Consider the following 24,991-nt stretch of genomic DNA (forward strand, 5'->3'; position numbering starts at 1 on the left):
ATCAGCCGGGGCAGTGGACGTGGACGGCGTGGCCGTAGCAGCCCTCGGGTTGCCGAGCCAGCAGCGGCGGCACCCGGCGGGACACGGCCGCGACCGGCTCGGAACGGGTGGTCGCGTCGTGAGCGTCCTTGTCGACCCACAGCTGGGTCAGCCAGACCGTGTCCGGATCGTCCAATGCCGTGTTGACGGTATAGGCGAGCAGGCCGCTGTCCTCGCCGCCGGCGCGGAGTCCCTCGACGAGCAGGGCCGCCAGCTCGTCTCGCCGACCCGGTAACGCGGTCATCCGTCCATAAACGCTGAACATGTTCCCGTTGGGCACGTGCTTCCTCCAATGTGGGCACAGGTGAGGGTCAATCAGTACTCGTAGGCGTCCGTCGGTTCCTTGATGTGGCGCAAGGCTTCGACGGTGGCCGACGGGGTCCAGTCGTTGGCTCGGGTCGACGAGCCGGGAACCAGCAACACCGTCGCTTGCAGCCAGGTGTCGTCGGGCAGGGACTCCACGTCGGCACCGGTGACTTTGACCGTGACCGGGAACGCATCGGCCGCGCAACAGGCGATGACCAAGCGCGCCAGATAGGTGTCCGCGCCCTTGTGGACGACGAAGCCCGTCAACCGAACCGGGCGGTTTTCCAGGCTGTGCGCGCGGTCCCAGCCCGCACGCGCGTTGAAGTCGCTCAACGTGTCGTCGACGGGCGACGTGCTGGGCAAGGCCGGGAAGTCGACCAGGTCGTCGGCCGGCGGTGCGGGGGCGCGGTTCCCGGCTCTGGTGACCGAATCGGCGCCCAGGGCCGGTGGGGCCACGAGCAGGATCGCCAGCACCGGGAGCAGCAACAGCCAGGCCGACCGGGCGTGGCCGTGATCGTGGCCGTGATCGTGGCCGTGATCATGACCGTGACCGGACTCGGCTTGCGACTCGTTGGCGTGCGCGGTTCGGATGTCGCGGGCGATGGCGGTCACGGCCAGCGCGAGCATCACGGCACCAGCCGCGATCAGCCACGGTTGCTGGGACGCCTTCACGTAGCGCAGGTAGTCGCCGGTGATGGCGATCTTCAGCAGGGCGCCGCCCAACAGCAGCAACAGGATGTTCTGGGTTTCCCTGCGCATCACGCACCGCCCACGAAGACGGCACCGGCGATCACGCCGCACGTGATGGCCACGGCGAAGGTCAACGGCGCGAAACGCAGGGCGAACGACCGGCCGAAGGTGCCCACCTGCAACGCGATGAGCTTGACGTCCACGGCGGGTCCGACGACCAGGAACACCAAGCGGGGCAACAAAGGCATCGTCGTCAGTGACGCGGCGACGAAGGCGTCCGCCTCACTGCAGAGGGCGAGGACCACGGCCAGCAGCGACAGGACCACGACGCCGAGCACCATGTTGCCGCCGACCGCCGACAGCAGGCTCGTGGGGACGGCGACGTTGAGGACGGCGGCGGTGATGCCGCCCAGCACCAGGAAGCCGCCGGCTTCCACCAGGTCGTGGCGGGCGGTTTCGGCGAAGGTCGGCCAGCGGCCGCCGTCCTGTTCGGGCAGGCGGGTCAGGGCTTTCGACGCGAACCAACTGTTCTTGCCGAACTTGGCCCACAACCAGCCGGTGGTGATCGCGGTGGCCAGCGACCCGGCGAAGCGCGCGGCCACCATTTCGGGCTGACCGGGGAAGGCCACCGCGGTCGCCACCAGGACCACCGGGTTGACCGCGGGAGCGGCCAGGAGGAACGCCAATGCGACCGACGGCGCGACGCCTTGCTGCATCAGCCGGCGCGCCACGGGGACCGACGCACATTCGCAGCCCGGCAACGCGACGCCCGCCGCACCGGCCACCGGGACCGCGAGGACCGGGTTGCGTGGCAGGACGGCACGCAACGCCTTGGCCGGCACGAAAGCGGCGATCGCCCCGCTGATCAGCACGCCGAGCACCAGGAACGGCAACGCCTGTGCGCACACCGCCACGAACACCGTCGCGCCTGTGCGCAGGGCAGGCACGTCGAGCAGGTCGGCCAGCCACGTGTGGCCCACCAGCGCGATGACCAGCAGGGCGCACAGGACCTCGACAGAGGTTATGCGGCGTTTGTCCCTGTCGACAATGGTTGTCACTTGCGCATCGTGTCACGGACCGACGGCGCGAAGCAGTAGGACCGCGGAAGTGGCGGCGGTCACAGTAACGACTAGCTTGCCGACCCCAACAGGTCCGCACGCAGCTGCGACGCCGTCGACACCACGAGCATCAGCAAGGTGCCAAGCGCCGAAACTTCCAACCCATGCGCCGGGAACGCGTACCGCAAGGTGACGTCCATGCCCCGCGCCGTGTGCACCACGCCGAGCGTGCCGAAGAGCCCCTCCCCCGCCCGCTCCGCGGCCGAGATGGCCAGCGCGGGCTCATCCGGCAGGTCCCACGCGACCACGCAGGTCAGGCTCAACACCACTAGTCCCTCGGACAACTGCATCGCCTGCACCGCGCACGGCACCTCGCCGTGCCGGAACGTCAGCGCGCCGTCGTCGTCCACCCGAACGTCGTGGAAGGTCTCCAGGGCCTCGCGCGCGTTGGTGAGGATCTGCGCGGTGATCCGCGCCTCGACATCCTGCTCGGTCATGAAGCTCCCTCGTCCAAAGCGGCGCGCACGTCCTCGGAGTCCTGCGCGGCGCCGAAGCGCCGGTCACGCCGCGCGTACTGCTCGCACGCCCGCCAGAGGTGCGTGCGATCGAAGTCCGGCCAGAGCACGTCCTGGTAGACCAGCTCCGCGTACGCCGACTGCCACAGCATGAAGTTCGAGATGCGCTGCTCCCCCGACGGCCGCAGGAACAGGTCCACGTCGGGCATCTCCGGCACGTACATGTGCCGGCCGAGCGTGCGCTCGTCGACCTTCTCCGGGTTGATCTTGCCAGCGGCGGCGAGCCGGGCGATCTCCCGGGCGGCGTCGCCGATCTCGGCGCGGCCGCCGTAGTTGATGCACATGGCCAGGTTCATCACCGTGTTGTGCTTGGTGCGCTCGCGCGCGGCCTCCAACTCGTTGATGACGCTGCGCCACAGCCGCGGCCGCCGTCCCGCCCAGTGCACCCGCACGCCCATCGCGTCGAGCTCGTTGGTGCGGTTGCGGATCACGTCGCGCGAGAAGCCCATCAGGAACTTGACCTCTTCGGGGCTACGCCGCCAGTTCTCCGTGGAGAACGCGTACAGCGAGAGCCACTGCACGCCGAGCTCGATGCACCCGCTCGCGGCCTCGATGACCTGCGCCTCACCGCGCTTGTGCCCCTCGACCCGGGTCAGCCCGCGCTGGTTGGCCCAGCGCCCGTTGCCGTCCATCACGATCGCGATGTGCTTGGGCACCAGGTCTTTGGGCAGGTTCGGCGGCCGCGCTCCGGATGGGTGCGGTGTCGGCCGGATCGGCTCCTTGACCTGCGGACGAGACTTGCCGCGGCGCAGCACACGACCTCCAGAACTCCTGCGTGCGATGCCCCGACCCTATCCGGAGGCCTCCTTGGCCTTGCGCTCCACCAGCGGCAGCGACCGCAACTGGCGCTCCATGTGCCACTGCAGGTGGGCCGCGACCAGGCCGCTGGCCTCGCGCCGGGCGGGCTGGGCCGTGCCGTCGGCGACGTCCCAGTCACCGTGCATCAGCGCGTCCATGAGCACGACCGTGTCGGCGGCGGGCGACGCCGAGCCGGGCGGGCGGCAGCGCATGCACACCATCCCGCCGCCAGCGACGCTGAATGAGCGGTGCGGGCCCGGGGCGGCGCAGCGCGCGCACTCCGACACGGCGGGCGCCCAGCCCGCGTAGGCCATGGCCCGCAGCAGGAACGCGTCGAGCACCAGCGACGGGTCGCGTTCGGTGCTCGACAGGGCGCGCAACGCGCCCACCACGAGCAGGTACAGCCGCATCACCGGCTCGCCCTCCTCGGGGCAGAGCCGGTCGGCGGTCTCGAGCACCGCGCTCGCCGCCGTGTAGCGCTGGTAGTCGGTCACGAGCCACGGCGCGAACGCGTCGACCGTCTCGACCTGGGTGACCACGTCCAGCGTGCGACCGGTGTAGAGCTGCACGTCGACGTGGCAGAACGGCTCGAGCCGGGCGCCGAAGCGCGACGAGGTGCGCCGCACCCCCTTCGCCACCCCGCGCACCTTGCCGTGCTTGCGGGTGATCATGGTGATGATCCGGTCGGCCTCGCCGAGCTTCTGCACCCGCAGCACAACGCCGGTGTCGCGGTACAGGCTCACGGCTTCATTGTCGCACCGGGCACCGACATCACGGCTCCGCCACGACGACCGTGCCCGCCGCCCGGTCGTGCCAGCCGCGCTTGAACTCCTCGTCGGCCACGGCCGAGATGACGCAACACAGCAGGTAGAGCTGGCCGAGACCGGGCACGAACGCGGGACCGAACAACACGAGCGACCGGGTCGCGAGCCGGCCTGCGCGAGGCGGACCGCCGTCGAGCCCGGTCACCACGACGCCCATGATCCGCTTGCCCACCGAGCCGCCCCGGGCCGCGGTGGTGAGGACGTCGTAGCCGACGAGCACCACGACCAGCCCGAGCAGCACCGCGGCGAGCTCGGCCAGGCCGTGCGGCTTGCCGAAGACCACCAGCACGACCACCCCGTACGGCACGCACACCAGCAGCGCGTCGAGCAGTCTGGCCAGCAAGCGGGCACCGGCGGTCCCGAGGGACACCGCGTCGCCGTTGGCGAGGGTCACCCATTGCAGATCGGCGCGGTGCACGCTCATCAGAACCCCAGCCGGCGCAGCTGCTTCGGGTCGCGCTGCCAGTCCTTGGCCACCTTCACGTGCAGTTCCAGGTAGACCTTGCTGCCCAGGAGCGCCTCGATGTGCTTGCGCGCGGTCGACCCGACATCACGCAACCGCTCGCCCTTGTGCCCGAGCACGATGCCCTTCTGGCTCGGCCGCTCCACGTACAGCAACGCGTGCACGTCGACCATGTCGTCGCGGCCCTCGTGCGGCACCATCTCCTCGACGGTGACGGCGATCGAGTGCGGCAGTTCGTCCCGCACGCCCTCCAGCGCGGCCTCCCGGATCAGCTCGGCGACCAGCGTGGCCTCGGGCTCGTCGGTCAGTTCGCCGTCCGGGTAGAGCTGCGGTCCTTCCGGCAGCCGCGTCACCAGCAGGTCGGCGAGCGTGCCGACCTGGAAACCGTCCACAGCGGACACCGGGATCAGCTCGGCGAAGTCCAGCACTTCCTGCATGGCGACCAGTTGCTCGGCGACCTGTTGCTGGGAAACGAGATCGGTCTTGGTGACCACACCGATCACCGGTGTCCGCTTGGCCACCTTCTTCAGCTCCGCGGCGATGAACCTGTCGCCCGGCCCGACCTTCTGGTCGGCCGGCACGCAGAACCCGACGACGTCCACTTCGGACCACGTCTCCCGCACGACGTCGTTGAGCCGCTGGCCGAGCAGGGTGCGCGGGCGGTGCAGGCCCGGCGTGTCCACAATGATCAGTTGCGCGTCCGGGCGGTGCACGATGCCGCGGATGGCGTGCCGGGTGGTCTGCGGTTTGCTCGAGGTGATCGCGACCTTGGTGCCGACCAGCGCGTTGGTGAGGGTGGACTTGCCCGCGTTGGGCCTGCCGACGAAGCAGGCGAAGCCGGACCGATGAGGTGCGTTCACCTGGCCATTGTCCCCGATGGTGCGGCCGGGGCGTGGGAGCCCCGGCCGCACCGCGTGCTCAGCCCTTCGGGTCGTGCATGACCAGCGCCGGGTCGGTCACCAGCGCGATCTCCTGCTGTTCGGTCAGCGGGTACCGCTCGCGGAGGGTGTTCTCATCGATCGGGTAGCGGACGTTGTCGATCGCGATCGCGCCGACGCCCGGTCGCAGGTGGGTCATGTCCACCTCATTGACCTGGACGGGCTGGTCGTCCGGCAACTTGATGTCGACCAAGCCCATCTCGTTGATGCCGAGGACGGTGTGGTCCGGTCGCGTGGTGACCGTGCACCGCAACGGCCTCCCCTCGGTGGACACCTGCTTGCGAACGTCCACGCAGTTCTTCCTCATGGACGCGGTCGTCGTGCGGGTGCCGCCGGGGCTTTCGATGAACAGTTGGATCTCCGCGGGCCCCGCCGAGTCGGTGAACGTGATGTGCGCCGTCATGATCGCGCCGTGTTCGCCAGGCGGCGTCGCCTGCTCGTACCTCACCTCGAGGTCCCTGGCCTGCGGCAGCATCTTCGGCAGCACGAAGCGCAGATACGCGGCGTTGCGCGCCATCTCTCGATCGATTTCCTGCTGCTTGCCCGGCTTCGGTGGCGCGGCCGGCTGCACTTGCCCGGCATTGGCGAAGATCGTGGCTCCGGCCGCCACGGCGGCCACGGCCACGAAGCCGATGCCGGTCGCGAAGCCCGCACGGCGGTTGCGCCGGCTGCGCGCGGCGGCGTCGGCGACCCGATCGGGGTCGATGCCCAACGGCGGCTCGGCCAGCAGCACGTCCCGCAGTCCCTGCTCGATCTGGCTCTGCTCCATCACCGGCTCCTCTCTGTGGCGGACGCCTGCACGTCCAGCCCTGTGACAACCGCGCGCAACGCGTCGAGGCCGCGTGCGGTCTGACTCTTGACGGTTCCCTCCGAGCAGCCCAGCACCGCGGCGACCTCAGCGACCGGTAGGTCGTTGCAGTACCGGAGCACCACGGTGGCGCGCTGTCTCGGGGTGAGCTCGGCGAGGGCCTTGACGAGGTGGTCGCTGAGGCCCGCCGCGGCAGGATCGACTCGGGCGTCCACCACCTCGGGCACCTGGCCGTCGCGTTTTTCCTTGCGACGCCACGGTTTGCGTTGTTCGTCGAACCAGCAGCGCACCAGGATCCGGCGGCTGTAGTTGTCCACCGGACCGCCGCGGTGCGCCTTGCTCCAGACCCGGTAGAGCTTGATCAGAGTGGTCTGGACCAGATCCTCCGCGAGGTGCCAGTCGCCGCAGAGCAGGTAGGCGGTGCGCCGCAGCTGCACCGTCTTCGCCCTCGCGAATTCCCGGAAACTCGCGTCTTCATCGGGTGTCATTCCCCCCGCCTCTCGCCGTGTTCGGTGTTCCTCACGCACGAGAGGCGGCGGGAGGTTGTCAGCGCACGGTGTCTTGTACTTCGCCGCGGGGGTCGGCGAGGAAGACGGGGGCACCCGCGTTGAGATCGCGGACGGCGGCAAGGGAATCGGCGTCGACCGAGTCGGCGTCGGTGACCAGGGCGGCGGCCTCGAGGCCGGGCGCGCCGCTGGACACCGCCGCCGCGATCGCCGCCTGCAACGCCGTCAGCCGCAACGACGGCAGCGCGACCGTGGCCGCCGCGTACGTGCGGCCGTCGGTGTCGCGGACCGCGGCGCCCTCGGCGGCGCCCGTGCGTGCCCGCGACGACCGGGCCAGCGTCACGATCTTGGCGTCCTCCGGATCCAGGTCAGCCACGCTCGGCGCTCCTCTCCCATTGCGACTCGGTGTCCTGCTTGTGGTCGGCGACCGTGGACCGCACGAGCACGGTGGTGATCCGCATCCGGCCGCGGTTGTCCTTGCCACCCTCCGCGTGCAGGCGCAGCCCGCTGATCTCGGCTTCCGCGCCGGGCAGCGGCACCCGGCCCAGGCGCTGCGCGAGCAGGCCGCCGACGGTCTCCACGTCGTGGTCGTCGATCTCGGTGGCGAAGAGCTCGCCCAGGTCCTCGACCGGCAGGCGGGCGCTCACCCGGATCGTGCCGTCGGCGAGGTGCTCGACCGGTGGCCGGTCGTCGGTGTCGGACTCGTCGGTGATCTCGCCGACGATCTCCTCGAGGATGTCCTCGATGGTGAGCAGGCCGGCGGTGCCGCCGTACTCGTCGACCGCGATGGCCATGTGCTTGCGCGACACCTGCATCTCGTGCAGCAGGTCGTCCAGGCGCTTCGTGTCCGGCACGAACCCGACCGGCGTCATCACCTCGCCGACCGAGACCCGCAGGTCGCCCTGCACGCCGGTGGCCGGGTCGAGGACGCTGCGCACCAGGTCCTTGAGGTTCACCACGCCGACGATGTCGTCGACGCTCTCGCCGATCACCGGGATGCGGGTGAACCCGGTGCGCAGCGACAACGCCAGCGCCTGGCGCACCGACTTCGTCTGCTCGATCCACACGATCTCGGTGCGCGGCACCATGACCTCACGCGCGAGCGTGCCGCGCAGGTCGAACACCGAGTGGATCATCTCGCGCTCGTCCTCGTCGACGACGCCGCGTTCACCCGCCATGTCGACGAGTTCGCGCAGCTCGACCTCGGAGGAGAACGGGCCCTCGCGGAAGCCGCGGCCCGGCGTGATCGCGTTGCCGACCACGATCAGCAGCCGCGACAACGGCCCGAGCACCAGGCCCAGCACCCGCACGAGACCGGCGACCAGCGTGCCGACGGCGTACGGGTGCTGGCGGCCGATGGTGCGCGGGCCGACGCCGACCAGCACGTACGACACGACGATCATGGCCAGGGCGGCGAGGAGCCCGGCGAGCCACTCCGGGCTGACCGTGCTGAGGAACACGACGGTGACCAGCACGGTCGCCCCGAGCTCACAGCTCAACCGCAGCAACAGCAGCAGGTTCACGTGCCGCGGCCGCTCGGCGACCACGGCGGCGAGCTGCTTGGCACCCACCCGCCTTGCGCGGACCAGGCCGTCGACCCGGGCCCGTGACACCGCGGAGATCGCGGCGTCGGCACCGGCGAACACGCCCGCGACGAGCACCAGCAGGATCGCGACGACGAGCTGGACCGCCGAGTTGCCCGTCACGGGTCAGCCTTCGTCGGCCGGCTCGTCGTGCGCTGGTTCGTCCTCTGTCGCGGTGCGGCGCGGCGGCTCGTTGAGCCCGACCACGCCGAGCACCTTGTCGTCGGCGCTGCGCTGCTCGGCCCGGCGCTTGGCCGCGGCGGACTCGGCGGTGAAGTCGGCGAGGATCCGCTTCTGCAGCGCGAACATCTCGCGTTCCTCGGCCGGTTCGGCGTGGTCGTAGCCGAGCAGGTGCAGGACGCCGTGCACGGTCAGCAGGTGCAGCTCGGCCAGCAGGCTGTGCCCGGCCTTGCGTGCCTGGTCCTTGGCGAAGGCCGGGCAGAGCACGATGTCGCCGAGCAGGGCGGGACCGGCGTCGGCGGCGTCCGGGCGGCGCGCGGACTCCAGTTCGTCCATCGGGAAGGCCATGACGTCGGTCGGGCCTTCCAGGTCCATCCACTGCTCGTGCAGGGTCGCCATCACGTCCAGCTCGACGAGCAGGACGGACAATTCCGCCATCGGGCTCACGCCCATCCGGTCCAGGGCGAACCGGGCCGCGGCGACGATCGACGAATCGTCGACCGACACCCCCGACTCATTGGCGATCTCGATGCTCACGGGTCTGATTGTCCCCTGGTCAGCGACCGCGCCGTCCTTGACCCGCCCTGCCGACCTGGACCTCGGACTCGTCCAGGGTGGCCTGCCAGCGCTCGTAGGCGTCGACGATGTCGCCGACCAGGCGGTGGCGGACCACGTCGTGGCTGGTCAGCTGGGCGAAGTGCACGTCACGCACGCCCTGCAGGATGTCGCGCACGATGCGCAACCCGCTCGCGTGCCCGCCGGGCAGGTCGACCTGGGTGACGTCACCGGTCACCACGATCTTCGAGCCGAAGCCGAGGCGGGTGAGGAACATCTTCATCTGCTCGGGCGTGGTGTTCTGCGCCTCGTCCAGGATGATGAAGGCGTCGTTGAGCGTGTTGTGGGTGAGCAAGTAGTCCTCGGTGACGTACAACGAGTCCTCAGCCGCCACCTGGATGCAGACTGCTTCCTCGACACCCGCCGGTTCGATCCGATCGATGAACCGCACGGGCTGGTCAGTGCCCTCGTAGCGCCCGAGCTTGTCGACCACCCGGAACGGTGCGATGTCCTGCGGCAGCCGGATCTCCAACACGTGACCTCGTGGAGTGGCCGTGCCACCCAACGACTGCACCAGGGCCACGACATCCACCGCGATCTCCGTTGACGGAGCCCGGTACTCAATGTGGCCGGTGGCAGGTGCGCCGCCGGTGTCGAGCAATCCCTGTAGCGCGCTCAACCGGACCTCGACGCAGTTGTCCAGGTAGACCCGCATGGAGGTCGCGAGCGCGGTCCCGCCGCCAATCGGAAGCCCGGCGGCAAAGCTGGATCCGAACCCATATGGATCCGTTGGCACGGCGCGATACGGCATCGCCACCGGCGCGGTCAGCATCGGCAGTTCGTGGATCCCCCGCTGCCCAAGCATGTCCTTCGTCTGCCGTACCCGCCACGAGTCACCCGCCGTGCGGACCGTCCAGAGGTGGTCCTCGGAACAGAGGACCGAGGACCCGTCCTGGGCGTGCACGCGATAGGTCTTCTTCGGCCCCTGCGGGTAGACGCCGAGGACAGGCGTCGGTTCACCGTTCGAGCCGACGACAAGATCGCCGACGCGCAGGTCACCGATCGGCCGGAAGCCGAACGGCGTGAGCACCTTGGTGTCGACCGGCTGCGCGCGGCCACGCATGTATGCGAGGGGGGCGACCTCGATGGTGCCGGCCTGCATGAGGCGCGGGATCGACTCGGGGTCGACCATGTCGTGCAGGGCGTCGTACAGGGGGCGCAGGTACGGGTCGATCTTGTCGTACAGGGTGCCGGGCAGGAAGCCGAGGCGTTCGCCCGCTTCGACCGCCGGGCGGGTCAGGATGATCCGGTTGACCTGCTTGGCCTGCAACGCCTGCACGGCTTTGGCCATGGCGAGGTAGGTCTTGCCGGTACCCGCGGGCCCGATGCCGAAGACCAGGGTGTGCTCGTCGATCGCGTCGACGTAACGCTTCTGGTTCAACGTCTTCGGCCGGATGGTGCGCCCGCGCCGGGAGATGATGTCCAGGCTCAGCACCTCGGCGGGCGACTCGGCGGCGTCGCTGGAGAGCATCGCGACGGTGCGCCGCACCGTGGCCGGGTCGACCTGCTGGCCGCGCCGGGCGAGGGTGACCAGCTCGGCGAAGACGCGCTCGGCGAACGCGACGTCGCTCGGCTCGCCGGACAGGGTGACCTCGTTGCCCCGGACGTGGACGTCCGCGGTGAGGACCTCTTCGGCGGTGCGGAGGTTTTCGTCACGCGACCCGAGCAAGGCCAGCACGGCCTCGTCGGGCACGGAGAACTTCGATCGAGCTTCGGTGGAGCCGGCTGCCGCCGATGTGTTGGGGGTTCCACCGTTTGTGGTTCCGGCCACGTGCCCTCGGGCCTGCTTTCTGCGCCTTCATGCGCCGTTCACAACGTCCTGACCGCTCCGATGCTAGTCGCCCCCACCGACAATCCGCACCGGATATGCGCTCAGCCCTTGCCGAACAAGCCGAGCGGTTCACCGCCGACGACGTGCAGGTGAGCGTGGAAGACGGTGCGGCCGGCGTCGTCGCCGGTGTTGAAGACCAGCCGGTAGCCGCTGTCCGCGATGCCTTCCGCGGCGGCGACCTCGGCACCGGCCCGGACGACGTCGGCGAGCAGTTCGGGGGCGTCGGCGGCCAGGGCACGTGCGTCTTCGTGGTGCGCCTTGGGCACGACGAGGACGTGGGTGCTGGCTTGCGGGTTGATGTCGCGGAAGGCGTACACGGTGTCGGTCGAGAGGACCTCGGTGGACGGGATCTCGCCCGCGATGATCTTGCAGAACAAGCAGTCCGGCTGACTCATGCCCGGCAGGCTAGCGAACCACGCCAAGAACGACCCGACTGCGGGAATCCGGTCACGCTGGTCTCCACCCAACCGCCACACGCTGGTTCGGAAGAAGCTCGCACCGTGGGGGCCCGGGGGCTCGGCCCCCGGAAATCCTGAAGGGCCCCATGGCGAGCGCTCTCCGCGAGCATGGGCTCCCGAGGCCCGGAAGGAAGCAGCGCCGCAGGGAAGCCTGGGGGTCGCTCCACTGCGGCGCTGCGCCGCCGGGCCGAGGGGGAGGTGCCCGGCGGAAACCTGCGGTCTGCCGATGTGGTACTCACCGGTAGACATCACAAGCGTAACGCTCCTAGCACTGGTTACGCCACTGCTGGGGACCCCTAAACCACCCATCGGCGGGTGAGCACGCCGAGCGCGCCCAGGGTGACCGCCGCCGCGGTGGAGGCCCGCAGCACGGTGTTGCCCAGCCGCACAGGATGGGCGCCCGCGTCGGCGAAGGCGGCGATCTCCTCGTCGGTGATGCCGCCTTCCGGGCCGACGACGACGACCAGGTCACCCGAATCGGGCAACTCCACGTCGGCCAGCCGGTCCGGGGCGGCCGCATCGAGTACGAGCGCACCAGCCGACGATCGGATGAGCGACGACAACCCGTTCGTACCAACAGGTTCGGCCACTTCGGGCACCCACGCTCGGCGCGCCTGCTTCGCGGCCGACCGCACGGTCGAGCGCCACCGCTCCAACGCCTTGGCGCCGCGCGGACCTTCATCCCATCGGGCGACGCAGCGCGACGCGCGCCACGGGACGATCGCGTCCGCGCCCGCTTCGGTCGCCAGTTCGACGGCGAGCTCGCCCCGGTCACCTTTCACCAGTGCCTGCGCCACGACCACGCGCGGCGAAGGCACCGGCTCCTGCCAGCTCTCGGCCACGTCGAGCCGCAGCGACGATCCGTCCACGGCCGTGACCGAGCACCGGGCCAGACCGCCGGACCCGTCGGTGAGCAGCAACTGCTCCCCCGCCCGCAACCGGCGCACGGTCGCCGCGTGCCGGCCTTCCGGGCCGTCGAGGACCGCGGTGCCCGACGGCAGGGACTCGACGAGGAAGACCGGGAGCGCGGTGGTGGTCACCGGTGGCGGGCGCGCAGCCGGGAGAACAGGCCACCCTTGCCGTTGGTCGTGGCCAGCATCTGCGCCTCTTCGCCACGCAGCCCGGCGAACTCGCGCAACAGCTCGGCCTGCCGGGCGTCCACGCGGGTCGGGACCTCGACCTCGATGTGGACGTGCAGGTCACCGCGTCCGTCGACGCGGCCGGACGACCGCAGCCGCGGCAGGCCGCGCCCGCTCATGACCAGTTCGGCGCCGGGCTGCGTGCCCGGCGCGATGTCCAGTTCCTCGACGCCTTCGAGGGTTTCCAGCGGCAGGTTCGCGCCCAGCGCCGCCGTCGTCATGGGGATGCGCACGGTGCAGTGCAGGTCGGCGCCCTCGCGCTCGAACGTCTCGTGCGGCACCTCTTCGACCTCGACGTAGAGGTCGCCGGCCGGGCCGCCGCCGGGGCCGACCTCGCCCTGACCGGCCAGCCGGACGCGCATGCCCTCGGCGACGCCCGGCGGGATCTTCGCGGTGATGGTGCGGCGCGCCCGCACGCGACCCTCGCCACCGCACTGGTGGCACGGGTCGGGGATGACCTCGCCGAAGCCGCGGCACACCGGGCACGGCCGCGCGGTGACGACCTGGCCGAGGAACGAACGCTGCACGGACTGGATCTCGCCACGCCCGCCGCAGGTGTCGCAGGTGACCGGCGACGTGCCCTCGGCGGTGCCCGCGCCACGGCACACGTCGCAGAGCACGGCCGTGTCGACGGTGAGCTCGCGGCTCACGCCGGTCAGGCACTCGTCGAGGGTGAGGTCGAGCCGGATCAACGCGTCGGTGCCGGGCTGCACGCGGCTGCGCGGGCCACGCCCGCCACCGCCGCCCGCCGCGGCCCCGAAGAACGCGTCCATGATGTCGCCGAGGCCGAAGCCGGCGAACGGGTCACGCCCGCCGCCACCACCGGCAGCACCTTCCAGCGGGTCGGCGCCCATGTCGACGAGCTTGCGCTTCTGCGGGTCCGACAACACCTCGTAGACGGCCGTGACCTCCCGGAAGCGCTGCTGCGCATCGGGATCCGGGTTCACGTCCGGGTGCAGCTCGCGGGCGAGCTTGCGGTAGGCCCGCTTGATCTCCTCGGCGCTCGCGTCCTGACGCACGCCCAGAGTGCCGTAGTAGTCCCTCGCCACCTTGTTCCAGTCCTCGTTCCTCTTCCGGCGCGAGCGGCGCCGGGCTTGGTCGCGGGCGTCAGCGCCCGCTCAGGATCTCCCCCACGTAGTTCGCCACGGCGCGCACCGCGGCGATGGACGTCGGGTAGTCCATCCGGGTGGGGCCGACCACGCCCATGCCGCCGAGCAGGGTGTCGTGCGTGCCGTAGCCGATGGAGACCACGGAGGTGCTGCGCATCTGCTCGGCCTCGTTCTCCTCGCCGATGCGCACGGTGATGGTCCCGGGGTCGCGTGCCGCGGCCAGCAGCTTCAGCACGACGACCTGTTCTTCCAGCGCCTCGAGCACCTGGCGCAGCGACCCGGGGAAGTCCGCGACGCTGCGGGTCAGGTTGGCGGTGCCACCGAGCACCAGCCGCTCCTCGGGGTGTTCGACGAGCGACTCGACGAGCACGCTGGACAGGCGCACCAGAGCGTCGCGCAGGTCGGTCGGGCCGTGCTCGGGCAGCTCGGCCACCTTGGCCGCCGCCTCGCTGAGCCGGTGCCCGACCAGCGCGGAGTTCAGCATCGCGCGCATCCGGCCGAGGTCCTCGTCGCTCACGACGTCGCCCATGTCGACCATCCGCTGGTCGACCCGGCCGGTGTCGGTGATCAGCACCAGCATGATCCGCGCCGGGGTGATCAGCACGAGTTCGACGTGCCGCACCGTCGAGCGGGTCAGCGTGGGGTACTGGATGACCGCGACCTGCCTGGTCAGCTGCGCGAGCAGCCGCACGCTGCGGCGCAGCACGTCGTCGAGGTCGATCGCGCCCTCGAGGAAGTTGCCGATGGCCCGGCGTTCGGCGGCCGAGAGCGGCCGCACCTCGGAGAGCCGGTCGACGAACAAGCGGTAACCCTTGTCGGTCGGGATCCGCCCCGCGCTGGTGTGCGGCTGGGTGATGTAGCCCTCGTCCTCGAGCGCGGCCATGTCGTTGCGCACGGTCGCGCTGGACACGCCGAGGTTGTGCCGCTCGACGATCGTCTTGGACCCGACCGGCTCGTGGTTGGACACGTAGTCGGCGACGATCGCGCGCAGCACGTCGAAACGACGCTCCTCGGCACTCGCCACCTTGGGTCCTCCTGGTCTTCTGCCCACACCAAGTTTACGTAACCGGCAAGCGACCGTGTGGGACAGTGCGCCAGGTGGCCGAGGGCACCGACCGTTGTGTGGCGATGGTCACAGCGCGAGACCGGAGAACCAGCTCAGGTGAGGCGGCGGACGACCGCGTCGGCGAGCAGGCGGCCGCGGTCGGTGAGCACGCAGCGGCCGGCGTCGAGCGCACCCGCGTCGAGCAGGCCGTCCGCGACGGCGGCCCGCGCCTCCGGCAGCGCCGACGGGTCGAGGGCGGAGACGGGCAGGCCGTCGACGAGGCGGATCTCCAGCAGCACCCGCTCCAACGCGTGGTCCTCAGGGCTCAGGAGCTCGCGCGCCGCGGCGGGTGAGCGGCCCTCGGCCAGTGCCTTCGCGTAAGCGGCCGGGTGCTTGACGTTCCACCAGCGCACGCCGCCGACGTGGCTGTGCGCACCCGGCCCGGCGCCCCACCAGTCGCCACCGAGCCAGTAGCCGAGGTTGTGCCGGCACCGGGCGTCCACAGTGGACGCCCAGTTGGACACCTCGTACCAGTGCATCCCGTGCGCGCGCAGGGTCGCGTCGATGATCTCGTAGCGGTCGGCGAGGACCAGGTCGTCGGTCATCGGCAGCTCGCCGCGCCGGACCCGCCGCGCGAGCGCCGTGCCGTCCTCGACGATCAGCGAGTACGCCGACACGTGGTCCACCCCGGCCTCGAGCACCGCCGCCAGCGACGCACGCAGGTCGTCGTCGGTCTCCCCCGGCGTGCCGTAGATGAGGTCGAGGTTCACGTGCTCGAACCCGGCGGTGCGGGCCTCGCGGGCGGCCGCGCCCGGCCGACCGGGCGTGTGCACGCGGTCGAGCACGGCCAGCACGTGCGGCGCCGCGGACTGCATGCCCAGCGACACCCGCGTGTACCCAGCCGCGCGGATGCCCGCGAAGAACTCCGGCGAGGTCGACTCGGGGTTGGACTCGGTGGTCACCTCAGCGCCCGGCGCGAGCCCGAACGCGCCGCGCACGGCGTCCAGCACCGACGTCAGCCCGTCCGCGCCGAGCAGCGACGGCGTGCCCCCGCCGACGAACACGGTGTCCGCGGGCGGCGCCGAGCCGAGGACCGCGGCGGCGAGGTCGAGTTCGGCCCGTAGGCCGTCCAGCCAGCTCGCCGGGGACGCCGAACTGCCGAGCTCGCCGGGGGTGTAGGTGTTGAAATCGCAGTAACCGCACCGGGTCGCGCAGAACGGGACGTGCACGTACACCCCGAACGGGCGCTGGCCGAGCCCGCTCAGCGCGGAGCCCGGCAACGCGCCGTCCTCGGGAGCCGGTTCACCATCGGGGAGCTGCGATGCCACCCGACCAGTGTGCGCCAGCCCTGCGGTTCAGTCGTCGCTGGCCACGACCAACGCGACCGACCGGCAGGGACGGTCGATGAGCACAAGCTCGTGGAACCCGTTGTTGTCGATCGCGAATCCCCACTCGTGGAACTGGTCTTCCCCGAGGTTGCGCAACCGGTACCGGGCGGTCGCCGCCCGGATGCGCTGGTACACCTCGGTTTCCACCTGTTCGGCCACGGCTTCGGGCAGCGGCGCGTACCGCTGTGCCCATTCGCCGAGCGTGGCGATCTCGGTCGCCGCGTCCGCCGGCTCGAACGAGTCGACGGTGATGGCGTCGAGCCGGAACGGCCCATGAATGGGTGCCGCGTCGGCCTCTCCGCCACCCGCGTAGCTGTCGCGGTAGCGGGGGTCGGCGAGCACCCGCGCCAGCACGTCGCGGTCGGCCGGAAGCTCGCCGGCGGAGCCGAAGAGCTTGATGTTGATCCACTGGAAGGTGGAGTTGGCGAAGTTGATCAGCTGTCCGCCCTGGTCGTCGAGCACCGGCGGTGTTCTAGTCACCGGACCAGACGGCGAGTTCACCCTCGGCCATCGACACCACGCGCTTGCCACCCGGTGCGACGAACGTCCAGGCCTCGAAATCCGGGTCGGGTTCCACCCGCAACGCGACACCCGATTCGAAAACGACCTCCAGGCGACCGGAATCGGTGGCCGAGGCGGAGCTGATCCGCTGTTCCACCAAGGACGGCGGATCCGATTCCCCGGGAGTGACGGAAATTGTCGTTCCGGCGTTCTGAACGGTATAGGCCGTCTCGATTTGCAGCTCGCTGCCCCGGTCGGTGCGCAGCGTCAGGTTGAACTCCGCTTCCTGGGCTGTGACCTGCTGACCGTCGAGTTCGAGGTCCATAGTGGAATCCTACCATCCCTTCGGCAGCGGATAAGTTCCGTCGGGGTTCAATGGAATGTGCGTCTCCGAGTTCGGCCCCGGCTTTCCGTCGAGGTTGATCGGCTGCCCGCGGTCGTTGTAGAAACGGACGTAGCCGTCGGGGTATCTCGGCGTCGGTTCCATGATGCGCACCTGGTCGGCGTTCCCGGTCGCGCCCGGTTTTTGGTACACCTTGCCCTTGCCGTTGTCGGCGGTGCGTTCGGTCCAGCCGTCCTTGACCCCCGCCGGCTGCTCGCTGTCGGGCACGTCCTTGCCGTCCGGCGCGGACTCCTCCTCGGACGTGAGCTCCTCGTCGATCGTCTCGTCGACGTCCGCGGCCTCCGCTTCGGCGGCCTCGATGTCCGGTACGGCCTCTGCGGTCGCCTCGAGGTCGATGGCCACGTCCTCGGCGATGGCCGTGCCGACCTCGGTGGCCACCGTCGCCTCGAACTCCTCGACCAGCGGGCCCGCGATCGCCGCGACCTCGGCCGCGTCCGCCGCACCGGCCGCCGCGTCCGAGCCGCCGAGCGTGAACGGCGTCAGCAGGATGCCCACGACCGTGGTCAGCGCCACGGCGATGCCGGCCTCCGCGAGCGCCGTCTTCAGGTTGCTCCGGGCGTCGTCGATGGCCTTGGCGTAGGCGTCGCACGCCTTCGCGATGTCGTCGCACGCGTCGTGCAGGCCGGTCAGCACGGCCTTCTTGTCACCGGGCTTCGCGAGCGAGTCCCAGAACTCGCCCATCGCGGTGATGTCGTCGGCGCTGTTGTAGTCGGTGATGCTGATCACGGCGCTGTGCAGCGTCGTGGTCACGTCGCCGACGCCGTCGCGCGCGGTCCGCCAGGCCTTGGCGGCGTCACGCAGCTTGTCCGGGTCACCGTTGGGCCAGTACTTGGCCAGCCAGTCCGGGACGCTCGAGTGCCCTTCACCCTCGGCCGGGTCGGGACCACTGCACCAGATGTCGTCGGCCACCATCGGCGCCGGGAACTTGTCGCCGGCCGGCTTCTTGCCCGCCGTCGAGTGTTCCTCGGCCTTGACGTAGTTGTTCGCCGTCTGGACCAGGCCGCGGGCGGTGCCGCCGAGCACCCGGATCGCCGACTCGAACGCCTTCCACACGGCCTTGGCCGCCGGGTCGTACTTGGCGGCGAACTTCTGCGCACCGCCGTCGTTGCCCGCCATGCCGGCGCTCAGCGACGAGTTGAGGGTGGACCAGACGTTGCCGAGCTGGTCCTGCTGCTTGGCGAAGGTGGTCGCGGCCGAGTTCACCTCGTCCGGCGTGACGTCGACCTTGCCGGTGTTCTCGGGCGGGATCGGAGCCATCGGTTACCTCACCGGCCACATGCTCTTGTTGGTGGACACCGCGTTGCCGTAGTTGGACTCGGCGGTGCGCACGATGCCCGCGATCTTCTCCAGCGCGGTGACGAGGTCCTGCGCCGCCGCATGCCACTCCCGCATGCGCGCTTGGTAGGCCTCCTTGGCCTCGCCCTGCCAGGTGTCGGTCAGCGGGGTCAGGTAGCCGGCCAGGTCGTCGAGGCGTCCGCGCACGTTCTTGGCGCACGTGCGGATGTTCTTCTCGGCGTCCTGGAGCGCGGCGAACGTGACGACCATTTTCTCGACCATGCGCACCTCCTGACCACTGCGACGCACGGGAGACCCATCCAGTTCTGGGTCGAGCCAATCATTTACTGACGAAAACATCAGACGTTCCGGACTTTCTGGATTTCCCGCCCACGTCAACCGTTCCCGCCGGTGTCCCAGCATTCGGATGGCGTTGGGTCACCCCGTGGACGCGTGGCACGCTTGCGACATGTCCGCGACCGAGGTGCTGTTGGTGCAACGCCGCCACATCGACCTCCGTCGTGTCTCCAGCGCGATCTGCCGTCGCCCGCGATAGGCCCTGCCGCCGCGAAGCCCTGCAGCAGTTCTGCAGCCGCCGGCGCCCGGGCGCGCCGTGACGGTCCTCACCCGGACGTTCGGTGCGCACGAGCGCCCAGCTCCCACCGAGAGGACCGAGATGGCCAGCACGCGGACGCCAGCACGGACGCCCCAGCAGACGTCCCAGCGCCGAGGGGAAGGTCAGTGGGCCCTGGGGTACCGCGAACCGCTGAACCCCAACGAGCGCAGCAAGAAGGACGACAACCCGCTCAACGTCCGCAGCCGCATCGAGAACATCTACGCGCACACGGGCTTCGACGGGATCGACCCCGGTGACCTGCGTGGCCGGTTCCGCTGGTTCGGCCTCTACACCCAGCGCAAGCCCGGGATCGACGGCGGCCGCACGGCCACGCTCGAGCCGGAGGAGCTCGACGACGAGTACTTCATGATGCGGGTGCGCATCGACGGCGGCGCCGTCACCACGGCGCAGCTGGCCGCGATCGGTGAGGTGTCGGAGATCTACGCCCGCGACACCGCGGACATCACCGACCGGCAGAACATCCAGTACCACTGGATCCGCATCGAGGACGTGCCGGCGATCTGGGAGAAGCTCGAAGGCGTCGGCCTGACCACGATGGAGGCCTGTGGTGACAGCCCGCGGGTGATCCTCGGCTCGCCGCTCGCGGGCATCGCCGAGGACGAGGTGCTGGACGCTTCTTCCGCGGTCGAAGAGATCAAGAGCCGGTTCATCGGGGAGAAGGAGTTCGCGAACCTCCCGCGCAAGTTCAAAACGGCCATCTCTGGTCTTCCTGATGTGGCGCACGAGATCCACGACGTCGCGTTCGTCGGCGTGAACCACCCGGAGCACGGGCCCGGCCTGGACCTCTGGGTCGGCGGCGGCCTGTCCACCAACCCGATGATCGGGGTGCGGCTGGGCGCGTGGGTGCCGCTCGACGAGGTGCCCGAGGTGTGGGCCGGCGTCATCTCGATCTTCCGCGACTACGGCTACCGGCGGCTGCGCCACCGCGCGCGGCTGAAGTTCCTGGTCAAGGACTGGGGTCCGGAGAAATTCCGCGAGGTGCTGGAGACCGAGTACCTGCACCGCAAGCTGGTCGACGGTCCCGCGCCCGCGGTGCCCGACCAGCCGCACGACCACATCGGCGTGCACCGGCAGAAGGACGGCCGCTACTACGTGGGCGCCGCCCCGATCGCCGGCCGGGTGTCCGGCTCCACGCTGGTCGGCGTGGCGAAGGCGGCCGAGCGGGTGGGCTCCTCCCGGGTCCGGTTCACCCCGTTGCAGAAGATCGTCGTGCTGGACGTCCCCGAGGGCGAAGTGCCGGTGCTGCAACAGGAACTGGCCAACCTCGGGCTGCGCAGCGAGCCGTCGGTGTGGCGGCGCGGCGTGATGGCGTGCACGGGCATCGAGTTCTGCAAGCTCGCGATCGTGGAGACGAAGGCCCGCGCGGTCGACCTGGTCGACCAGCTCGAGACGCGCCTGGCCGACATAACCGCCGGGATCACGACGCCGATCAGCGTGCACATCAACGGCTGCCCGAACTCGTGCGCCCGCATCCAGACGGCGGACATCGGGTTGAAGGGCCAGATCGTCACCGACGCCGACGGCAAGCAGGTCGAGGGTTTCCAGGTGCACCTGGGCGGCGGGCTCGGCCTGGACGCCGGGTTCGGCCGGAAACTGCGCGGCCACAAGGTGACCGGCGCCGAGCTGCCCGGCTACGTCGAGCGGGTCGTGCGCAACTTCGTGGCCCAGCGCCTCGACGGCGAACGTTTCGCCCAGTGGGTCGCGCGCGCTGACGAGGCGGACCTGAAGTGACTGAGCGCGCGACGCCGTTCTACTGCCCCTACTGCGGAGACGAAGATCTGCGGCCGCAAGAGGAACCACACGGTGCGTGGCTGTGCACCGGGTGCCGCCGGGTGTTCGGCGTGAAGTTCCTCGGCCTGAACCTTCCGGAGGCCGTGAAGTGACCACCACCCAGGACTTCAAGACGTTGGCCGAACACGCGGAGCACGACCTGGCCGGCGCGAGCGCGGCCGAGGTGCTCGAGTGGACCGCGAAGACCTTCGGCGACAACTGGATCGTGGCGTCCAACATGCAGGACGCCGTGCTGATCGACCTCGCCGTGCGGGCGAAGCCGGACATCGACGTGCTGTTCCTGGAAACCGGCTACCACTTCGTGGAGACCATCGGCACCCGCGACGCGGTCGAGGTGACCTACCCGGACATCACGATCGTCAACGCCGAAGCCGAGCAGTCGGTCGCTGACCAGGAGGCCGAGTTCGGCCTGCTGAACAAGACCGCGCCCGACCGGTGTTGCTTCCTGCGCAAAGTGGTGCCGCTGCGGAAGACCCTCGCGCGCTACGACGCGTGGGTCACCGGCGTGCGGCGGGTGGACGCGCCGACCCGGGCGGACACGCCGATCGTGCAGTGGGACGAGCGCAACGGGCTGGTGAAGGTCAACCCGATCGCGCCGTGGTCGGACGAGGAGTTCGCCGCCTACATCGCCGAGCACGGAATCCTGCAGAACCCGTTGGTGCAGGAGGGTTACCTCTCCATCGGGTGTGCACCGTGCACCGCGAAGCCGGTGCCCGGCGCCGATCCACGCAGCGGCCGGTGGGCCGGCCTGGCCAAGACGGAGTGTGGTCTGCATGGCTGAGGCACCCGACAAGCTCGACAATCTGGACGCACTCGAGTCCGAGGGCATCCACATCATGCGTGAGGTGGCCGGCGAGTTCGACCGGCCGGTGATCCTCTTCTCCGGCGGCAAGGACTCGACGCTGCTGTTGCACCTGGCGGTCAAGGCGTTCTGGCCCGCGCCGGTGCCCTTCCCGTTGCTGCACGTGGACACCGGGCACAACTTCGACGAGGTCATCGACTTCCGCGACCGGATGGTCGAGCGGTACGGCGTGCGGCTGGTCGTCGCGCACGTGCAGGAGTGGATCGACGACGGGCGGCTGGAAGAGCGTCCCGACGGCACCCGCAACCCGTTGCAGACCGTGCCGTTGCTCGACACCATCACCGCGAACAAGTTCGACGCGGTCTTCGGCGGCGGCCGCCGCGACGAGGAACGGGCGCGGGCCAAGGAGCGGATCTTCAGCCTGCGCAACGCGTTCGGCCAGTGGGACCCGCGCCGGCAGCGTCCCGAGTTGTGGAACCTCTACAACGGACGGCACCGCGCGGGTGAGCATGTGCGGGTGTTCCCGCTGTCGAACTGGACCGAACTGGACGTCTGGCGCTACATCGAGCGCGAGAAGATCGAGCTGCCCTCGATCTACTACGCGCACAAGCGCGAGGTCTACCAGCGCGACGGCATGTGGCTGACCTCCGGGCCATGGGGTGGTCCGCGCGACGGCGAGGCCGTGTTCCCGAAGATGGTGCGCTACCGCACCGTCGGCGACGGCTCGTGCACCGGCGCGGTCGAGTCCGAGGCGTTGACCGTCTCCGACGTGATCGCCGAGGTGCAGGCCAGCAGGCTCACCGAGCGCGGCGCGACCCGCGCGGACGACCGGCTCTCCGAGGCCGCGATGGAAGACCGCAAGCGGGAGGGCTACTTCTGATGTCGGATCTGTTGCGCCTGGCCACGGCAGGCAGCGTCGACGACGGCAAGTCCACCCTCGTCGGCCGCCTGCTCTACGACACCAAGTCCGTGCTCGCCGACCAGCTCGACGCGGTGACCCGCGCGAGCGTCGACAAGGGACTGTCCACACCGGATCTCTCGCTGCTCGTCGACGGCCTGCGCTCGGAGCGCGAGCAGGGCATCACCATCGACGTCGCCTACCGCTACTTCGCCACCGGCAAGCGTTCGTTCGTGCTGGCCGACACGCCGGGGCACGTGCAGTACACCCGCAACACCGTGACCGGCGCGTCCACCGCGCAGCTGGCGATCCTGCTGGTGGACGCGCGCAAGGGCGTCATCGAGCAGACCCGGCGGCACGCGGCCGTGCTGGCCTTGCTGGGCGTGCCGAACCTCGTGCTCGCGGTCAACAAGATCGATCTGGTCGGCTACGACGAAGGCGTCTTCGAGACCATCGCCCAGGAGTTCGCCGCGCACGCCGACAAGCTCGGCTACCCGATGGGTTCGGTGCTCTCGGTGCCAGTGTCGGCACTGGTCGGCGACAACGTGGTGGAGCCCTCGGCCAACACGCCCTGGTACGCCGGGCCGACGCTGCTCGACCACCTGGAAACCGTGGCCGTGCAACCGGATCCGCACGAGGCGCCGCTGCGCTTCCCCGTGCAGTACGTCATCCGGCCGCGCACCGCCGAGCACCCGGACTACCGCGGCTACGCGGGTCAGGTCGCCGCCGGCACCGTGCGGGTGGGCGACCGGGTGACCGTCCTGCCCAGTGTGGTGGCTGGGGGGCTCACCACGACCGTCGAGCGGATCGACACGCCGGACGGCGAGCTGACCGAGGCGGTCGCGGGTCAGTCGGTGACCCTGCTGCTGGCCGACGACCTGGACGTCGCGCGAGGGGACCTGATCGCGGCCGCCGACGCGCCACCGGCCGTGACCGACGAGTTCGCCGCGACCTTGGCGTGGCTCGCCGACAAACCGCTGCGCACCGGCGCCCGCGTGCTGGTCAAGCACGGCACCCGCACCGTGCCCGCGATCGTGGCGGCCGTCGACGCCCGCTTCGACGAGCAGGCACTGTCCGTTGTGGACGCACCGGATGGCCTGTCGCTCAACGAGATCGGCCTCGTGACCCTGCGCACCGCCGAGCCGCTGCCGCTGGACGACTACGCGGACAGCCGGCGCACGGGTGCGTTCATCGTCATCGACAACGCCGACGGCACCACGCTGGCCGCCGGCCTCGCCGGCACCCCGTTGCCCGGCACCTGACCCGGAAGGCTCCTGATGAAAACGCGTGTCCTGTCGATCGTCCTCGTGGCGTTGGCGATGCTCAGCGCGTGCTCGCGGCGCGGTGAGCCCGACGGCGCCGCTGCCCCGCAAGCCGACCAAGGTGCGGCGGCCGAGGTCAAGCTGGCGTACTTCCCGAACGTCACGCACGCGTCCGCGTTGATCGGCCTCGACCAGGGCCTGTTCCAGAAGGAACTGGGCAAGACGAAGCTCACCCCGGTCAAGTTCAACGCCGGCCCCGAGGAGACCGCCGCGCTGCTCGGCGGCTCGGTGGACATCGGGTTCATCGGTTCCGGGCCCGCGATCAACGCGTTCGCCAAGTCCGGGCCGGACACCGTGCGGGTCGTCTCCGGCGCCACCTCGGGCGGCGCGCAACTGGTGGTGCGCGGCGACATCCACTCCCCCGCCGACCTCGTCGGCAAGACGGTGGCCGACCCGCAGCAGGGCAACACGCAGGACGTGGCCCTCAAGAAGTGGATCGCGCAGCAGAAGCTGACCGGCGTCAAGATCCAGAACCTCGACAACGCGCTGACCCTCGACGAGTTCAAGAAGGGCACCATCGCGGGCGCGTGGGTGCCCGAGCCGTGGGCCTCGCGCCTGGTGCTCGACGCGGGCGCGAAGGTCCTGGTGGACGAGAAGACCCTGTGGCCGGGCGGCAAGTTCCCGACGACGGTGGTCATCGTGCGCACGCAGTTCCTGCAGCAGCACCCGGCGACCGTGCAGGCCGTGCTGCGCGGCGTCCTCGACGCGAACGACCTGGCCGCGTCGAACCCCGCCGAGGCGAAGGCCGCGGTGAACCGCCAGCTCAAGCAGCTCACCGGCAAGACCCTGCCCGCCGCGACCATCGACCGGGCGTTCACGGGGATCCAGCTCTCCACCGACCCGCTGGCGAGCACGTACCCGCAGCTCGCGAAGGACCAGGTCACGGCCGGGATCGCGAAGAGCGCGCCCGCGCTGGACGGGTTCCTCGACGTCACCCAGCTCAACGCGGTGCTGACCAAGGCGGGCAAGCCGGCCGTCGACGCCGCCGGACTGGACAAGTAGGAGAGGC

The 24,991-nt window shown here is 70.3% G+C and carries 29 protein-coding genes and 2 pseudogenes; 7 read left to right on the forward strand and 24 right to left on the reverse strand.

The annotated features are described in order from the left end of the window. Position 1: 1 nt before the first annotated feature. The 24 genes and pseudogenes from EV186_RS23820 to EV186_RS23930 all read right to left on the reverse strand — a co-directional run bounded on the left by EV186_RS23820 (position 2) and on the right by EV186_RS23930 (position 18,814). Positions 2–304, reverse strand: a complete 303-nt coding sequence (locus EV186_RS23820; protein ID WP_279538325.1) for a putative quinol monooxygenase — start codon at positions 302–304, stop codon at positions 2–4. A 50-nt stretch (positions 305–354) separates the two neighbouring features. After that, positions 355–1,104: a TIGR03943 family putative permease subunit gene (locus EV186_RS23825; protein ID WP_133851622.1), complete on the reverse strand. Its 750-nt coding sequence runs from the start codon at positions 1,102–1,104 to the stop codon at positions 355–357. Continuing rightward, on the reverse strand, positions 1,104–2,093 hold the full coding sequence (locus tag EV186_RS23830) for a permease (RefSeq protein WP_133851623.1): 990 nt from the start codon (positions 2,091–2,093) through the stop codon (positions 1,104–1,106). The genes EV186_RS23825 and EV186_RS23830 overlap by 1 nt, the downstream gene beginning before the upstream one ends. 71 nt (positions 2,094–2,164) lie before the next feature. Next, positions 2,165–2,590, reverse strand: coding sequence for a hypothetical protein (locus tag EV186_RS23835; RefSeq protein ID WP_133851624.1), 426 nt, complete (start codon positions 2,588–2,590; stop codon positions 2,165–2,167). Next, a complete protein-coding gene (locus EV186_RS23840) occupies positions 2,587–3,423 on the reverse strand; it encodes an isoprenyl transferase (protein WP_133851625.1) in 837 nt (278 codons plus the stop codon). Before EV186_RS23840 ends, EV186_RS23835 begins: the two co-directional genes overlap by 4 nt. A gap of 36 nt (positions 3,424–3,459) precedes the next feature. Next, complete coding sequence (gene recO, locus EV186_RS23845; RefSeq protein WP_133851626.1) at positions 3,460–4,209, reverse strand: DNA repair protein RecO; 750 nt, start codon at positions 4,207–4,209, stop codon at positions 3,460–3,462. A 28-nt stretch (positions 4,210–4,237) separates the two neighbouring features. Beyond that, entirely contained in the window at positions 4,238–4,714 is a 477-nt protein-coding gene (locus EV186_RS23850) for an RDD family protein (RefSeq protein ID WP_133851627.1), read from the reverse strand. Next, positions 4,714–5,613, reverse strand: coding sequence for a GTPase Era (gene era / locus EV186_RS23855; protein WP_133851628.1), 900 nt, complete (start codon positions 5,611–5,613; stop codon positions 4,714–4,716). Before era ends, EV186_RS23850 begins: the two co-directional genes overlap by 1 nt. Before the next feature lie 58 nt (positions 5,614–5,671). Then, positions 5,672–6,460 (reverse strand): hypothetical protein, encoded by a 789-nt coding sequence (locus tag EV186_RS23860; protein WP_133851629.1) that lies wholly within the window; start codon positions 6,458–6,460, stop codon positions 5,672–5,674. After that, positions 6,460–6,987, reverse strand: coding sequence for a SigE family RNA polymerase sigma factor (locus EV186_RS23865; RefSeq protein ID WP_133851630.1), 528 nt, complete (start codon positions 6,985–6,987; stop codon positions 6,460–6,462). The genes EV186_RS23860 and EV186_RS23865 overlap by 1 nt, the downstream gene beginning before the upstream one ends. A 58-nt stretch (positions 6,988–7,045) precedes the next feature. Continuing rightward, positions 7,046–7,381, reverse strand: a complete 336-nt coding sequence (locus tag EV186_RS23870; RefSeq protein ID WP_133851631.1) for a cytidine deaminase — start codon at positions 7,379–7,381, stop codon at positions 7,046–7,048. Further along, on the reverse strand, positions 7,374–8,711 hold the full coding sequence (locus EV186_RS23875; RefSeq protein WP_133851632.1) for a hemolysin family protein: 1,338 nt from the start codon (positions 8,709–8,711) through the stop codon (positions 7,374–7,376). The genes EV186_RS23870 and EV186_RS23875 overlap by 8 nt, the downstream gene beginning before the upstream one ends. A gap of 3 nt (positions 8,712–8,714) precedes the next feature. Then, positions 8,715–9,305, reverse strand: a complete 591-nt coding sequence (gene ybeY / locus EV186_RS23880) for an rRNA maturation RNase YbeY (RefSeq protein ID WP_133851633.1) — start codon at positions 9,303–9,305, stop codon at positions 8,715–8,717. Between the two features lie 19 nt (positions 9,306–9,324). Then, positions 9,325–9,663 (reverse strand): annotated as a pseudogene (locus tag EV186_RS40155) (PhoH family protein); the annotation flags it as partial. A 771-nt stretch (positions 9,664–10,434) separates the two neighbouring features. After that, positions 10,435–11,154: pseudogene (locus tag EV186_RS40160) on the reverse strand (PhoH family protein); the annotation flags it as partial. A 101-nt stretch (positions 11,155–11,255) separates the two neighbouring features. Beyond that, positions 11,256–11,609 (reverse strand): histidine triad nucleotide-binding protein, encoded by a 354-nt coding sequence (locus EV186_RS23890; protein WP_208115769.1) that lies wholly within the window; start codon positions 11,607–11,609, stop codon positions 11,256–11,258. A gap of 359 nt (positions 11,610–11,968) precedes the next feature. Next, a complete protein-coding gene (locus EV186_RS23895) occupies positions 11,969–12,712 on the reverse strand; it encodes a 16S rRNA (uracil(1498)-N(3))-methyltransferase (RefSeq protein WP_133851635.1) in 744 nt (247 codons plus the stop codon). Then, entirely contained in the window at positions 12,709–13,860 is a 1,152-nt protein-coding gene (gene dnaJ / locus EV186_RS23900; protein ID WP_133851636.1) for a molecular chaperone DnaJ, read from the reverse strand. Before dnaJ ends, EV186_RS23895 begins: the two co-directional genes overlap by 4 nt. A gap of 58 nt (positions 13,861–13,918) precedes the next feature. Continuing rightward, positions 13,919–14,944 carry a heat-inducible transcriptional repressor HrcA gene (gene hrcA, locus EV186_RS23905; protein WP_133851637.1) on the reverse strand — a complete coding sequence of 342 codons (1,026 nt, stop codon included), beginning with the start codon at positions 14,942–14,944 and terminating at the stop codon, positions 13,919–13,921. A 134-nt stretch (positions 14,945–15,078) separates the two neighbouring features. Next, positions 15,079–16,293 (reverse strand): radical SAM family heme chaperone HemW, encoded by a 1,215-nt coding sequence (gene hemW, locus EV186_RS23910; protein ID WP_133851638.1) that lies wholly within the window; start codon positions 16,291–16,293, stop codon positions 15,079–15,081. A 27-nt stretch (positions 16,294–16,320) separates the two neighbouring features. Next, a complete protein-coding gene (locus tag EV186_RS23915; protein WP_133851639.1) occupies positions 16,321–16,833 on the reverse strand; it encodes a hypothetical protein in 513 nt (170 codons plus the stop codon). Beyond that, positions 16,826–17,179 (reverse strand): DUF6188 family protein, encoded by a 354-nt coding sequence (locus EV186_RS23920; RefSeq protein ID WP_133851640.1) that lies wholly within the window; start codon positions 17,177–17,179, stop codon positions 16,826–16,828. Before EV186_RS23920 ends, EV186_RS23915 begins: the two co-directional genes overlap by 8 nt. Before the next feature lie 9 nt (positions 17,180–17,188). Next, positions 17,189–18,514: a WXG100 family type VII secretion target gene (locus tag EV186_RS23925; protein ID WP_133851641.1), complete on the reverse strand. Its 1,326-nt coding sequence runs from the start codon at positions 18,512–18,514 to the stop codon at positions 17,189–17,191. Between the two features lie 3 nt (positions 18,515–18,517). Further along, a complete protein-coding gene (locus EV186_RS23930; protein WP_166659301.1) occupies positions 18,518–18,814 on the reverse strand; it encodes a WXG100 family type VII secretion target in 297 nt (98 codons plus the stop codon). 187 nt (positions 18,815–19,001) lie between these two features. On the opposite strand from EV186_RS23930, the gene EV186_RS40820 reads away from it, so the two are divergent. From EV186_RS40820 to EV186_RS23960, 7 genes are all read left to right on the forward strand, one after another. Then, positions 19,002–19,088 (forward strand): putative leader peptide, encoded by an 87-nt coding sequence (locus EV186_RS40820; RefSeq protein WP_424983420.1) that lies wholly within the window; start codon positions 19,002–19,004, stop codon positions 19,086–19,088. 120 nt (positions 19,089–19,208) lie between these two features. Continuing rightward, entirely contained in the window at positions 19,209–20,900 is a 1,692-nt protein-coding gene (locus tag EV186_RS23935) for a nitrite/sulfite reductase (protein ID WP_133851643.1), read from the forward strand. Next, positions 20,897–21,052, forward strand: coding sequence for an Insertion element protein (locus tag EV186_RS23940; protein WP_133851644.1), 156 nt, complete (start codon positions 20,897–20,899; stop codon positions 21,050–21,052). Before EV186_RS23935 ends, EV186_RS23940 begins: the two co-directional genes overlap by 4 nt. Beyond that, positions 21,049–21,741, forward strand: coding sequence for a phosphoadenylyl-sulfate reductase (locus EV186_RS23945; RefSeq protein ID WP_133851645.1), 693 nt, complete (start codon positions 21,049–21,051; stop codon positions 21,739–21,741). Before EV186_RS23940 ends, EV186_RS23945 begins: the two co-directional genes overlap by 4 nt. Then, complete coding sequence (gene cysD, locus EV186_RS23950) at positions 21,734–22,642, forward strand: sulfate adenylyltransferase subunit CysD (RefSeq protein ID WP_133851646.1); 909 nt, start codon at positions 21,734–21,736, stop codon at positions 22,640–22,642. Before EV186_RS23945 ends, cysD begins: the two co-directional genes overlap by 8 nt. Then, a complete protein-coding gene (locus EV186_RS23955) occupies positions 22,642–23,922 on the forward strand; it encodes a sulfate adenylyltransferase subunit 1 (protein ID WP_133851647.1) in 1,281 nt (426 codons plus the stop codon). The genes cysD and EV186_RS23955 overlap by 1 nt, the downstream gene beginning before the upstream one ends. A gap of 15 nt (positions 23,923–23,937) precedes the next feature. After that, complete coding sequence (locus EV186_RS23960; RefSeq protein WP_208115770.1) at positions 23,938–24,984, forward strand: ABC transporter substrate-binding protein; 1,047 nt, start codon at positions 23,938–23,940, stop codon at positions 24,982–24,984. The last annotated feature ends 7 nt before the right edge of the window (positions 24,985–24,991 follow it).

It is taken from the genome of Labedaea rhizosphaerae (assembly GCF_004362825.1).
GTDB lineage: Bacteria > Actinomycetota > Actinomycetes > Mycobacteriales > Pseudonocardiaceae > Labedaea > Labedaea rhizosphaerae.

Excerpts from the sequence above, each read along its gene's own strand:
- EV186_RS23820 (WP_279538325.1), bottom strand. The coding sequence starts at position 304 with ATGTTCAGCGTTTATGGACGGATGACCGCGTTACCGGGTCGGCGAGAC.
- EV186_RS23825 (WP_133851622.1), bottom strand. The coding sequence starts at position 1,104 with ATGCGCAGGGAAACCCAGAACATCCTGTTGCTGCTGTTGGGCGGCGCC.
- EV186_RS23835 (WP_133851624.1), bottom strand. The coding sequence starts at position 2,590 with ATGACCGAGCAGGATGTCGAGGCGCGGATCACCGCGCAGATCCTCACC.
- EV186_RS23850 (WP_133851627.1), bottom strand. The coding sequence starts at position 4,714 with ATGAGCGTGCACCGCGCCGATCTGCAATGGGTGACCCTCGCCAACGGC.
- EV186_RS23860 (WP_133851629.1), bottom strand. The coding sequence starts at position 6,460 with ATGGAGCAGAGCCAGATCGAGCAGGGACTGCGGGACGTGCTGCTGGCC.
- EV186_RS23865 (WP_133851630.1), bottom strand. The coding sequence starts at position 6,987 with ATGACACCCGATGAAGACGCGAGTTTCCGGGAATTCGCGAGGGCGAAG.
- EV186_RS23890 (WP_208115769.1), bottom strand. The coding sequence starts at position 11,609 with ATGAGTCAGCCGGACTGCTTGTTCTGCAAGATCATCGCGGGCGAGATC.
- EV186_RS23920 (WP_133851640.1), bottom strand. The coding sequence starts at position 17,179 with ATGGACCTCGAACTCGACGGTCAGCAGGTCACAGCCCAGGAAGCGGAG.
- EV186_RS23925 (WP_133851641.1), bottom strand. The coding sequence starts at position 18,514 with ATGGCTCCGATCCCGCCCGAGAACACCGGCAAGGTCGACGTCACGCCG.
- EV186_RS23930 (WP_166659301.1), bottom strand. The coding sequence starts at position 18,814 with ATGGTCGAGAAAATGGTCGTCACGTTCGCCGCGCTCCAGGACGCCGAG.
- EV186_RS40820 (WP_424983420.1), top strand. The coding sequence starts at position 19,002 with ATGTCCGCGACCGAGGTGCTGTTGGTGCAACGCCGCCACATCGACCTC.
- EV186_RS23935 (WP_133851643.1), top strand. The coding sequence starts at position 19,209 with ATGGCCAGCACGCGGACGCCAGCACGGACGCCCCAGCAGACGTCCCAG.
- cysD (WP_133851646.1), top strand. The coding sequence starts at position 21,734 with ATGGCTGAGGCACCCGACAAGCTCGACAATCTGGACGCACTCGAGTCC.
- EV186_RS23955 (WP_133851647.1), top strand. The coding sequence starts at position 22,642 with ATGTCGGATCTGTTGCGCCTGGCCACGGCAGGCAGCGTCGACGACGGC.
- EV186_RS23960 (WP_208115770.1), top strand. The coding sequence starts at position 23,938 with ATGAAAACGCGTGTCCTGTCGATCGTCCTCGTGGCGTTGGCGATGCTC.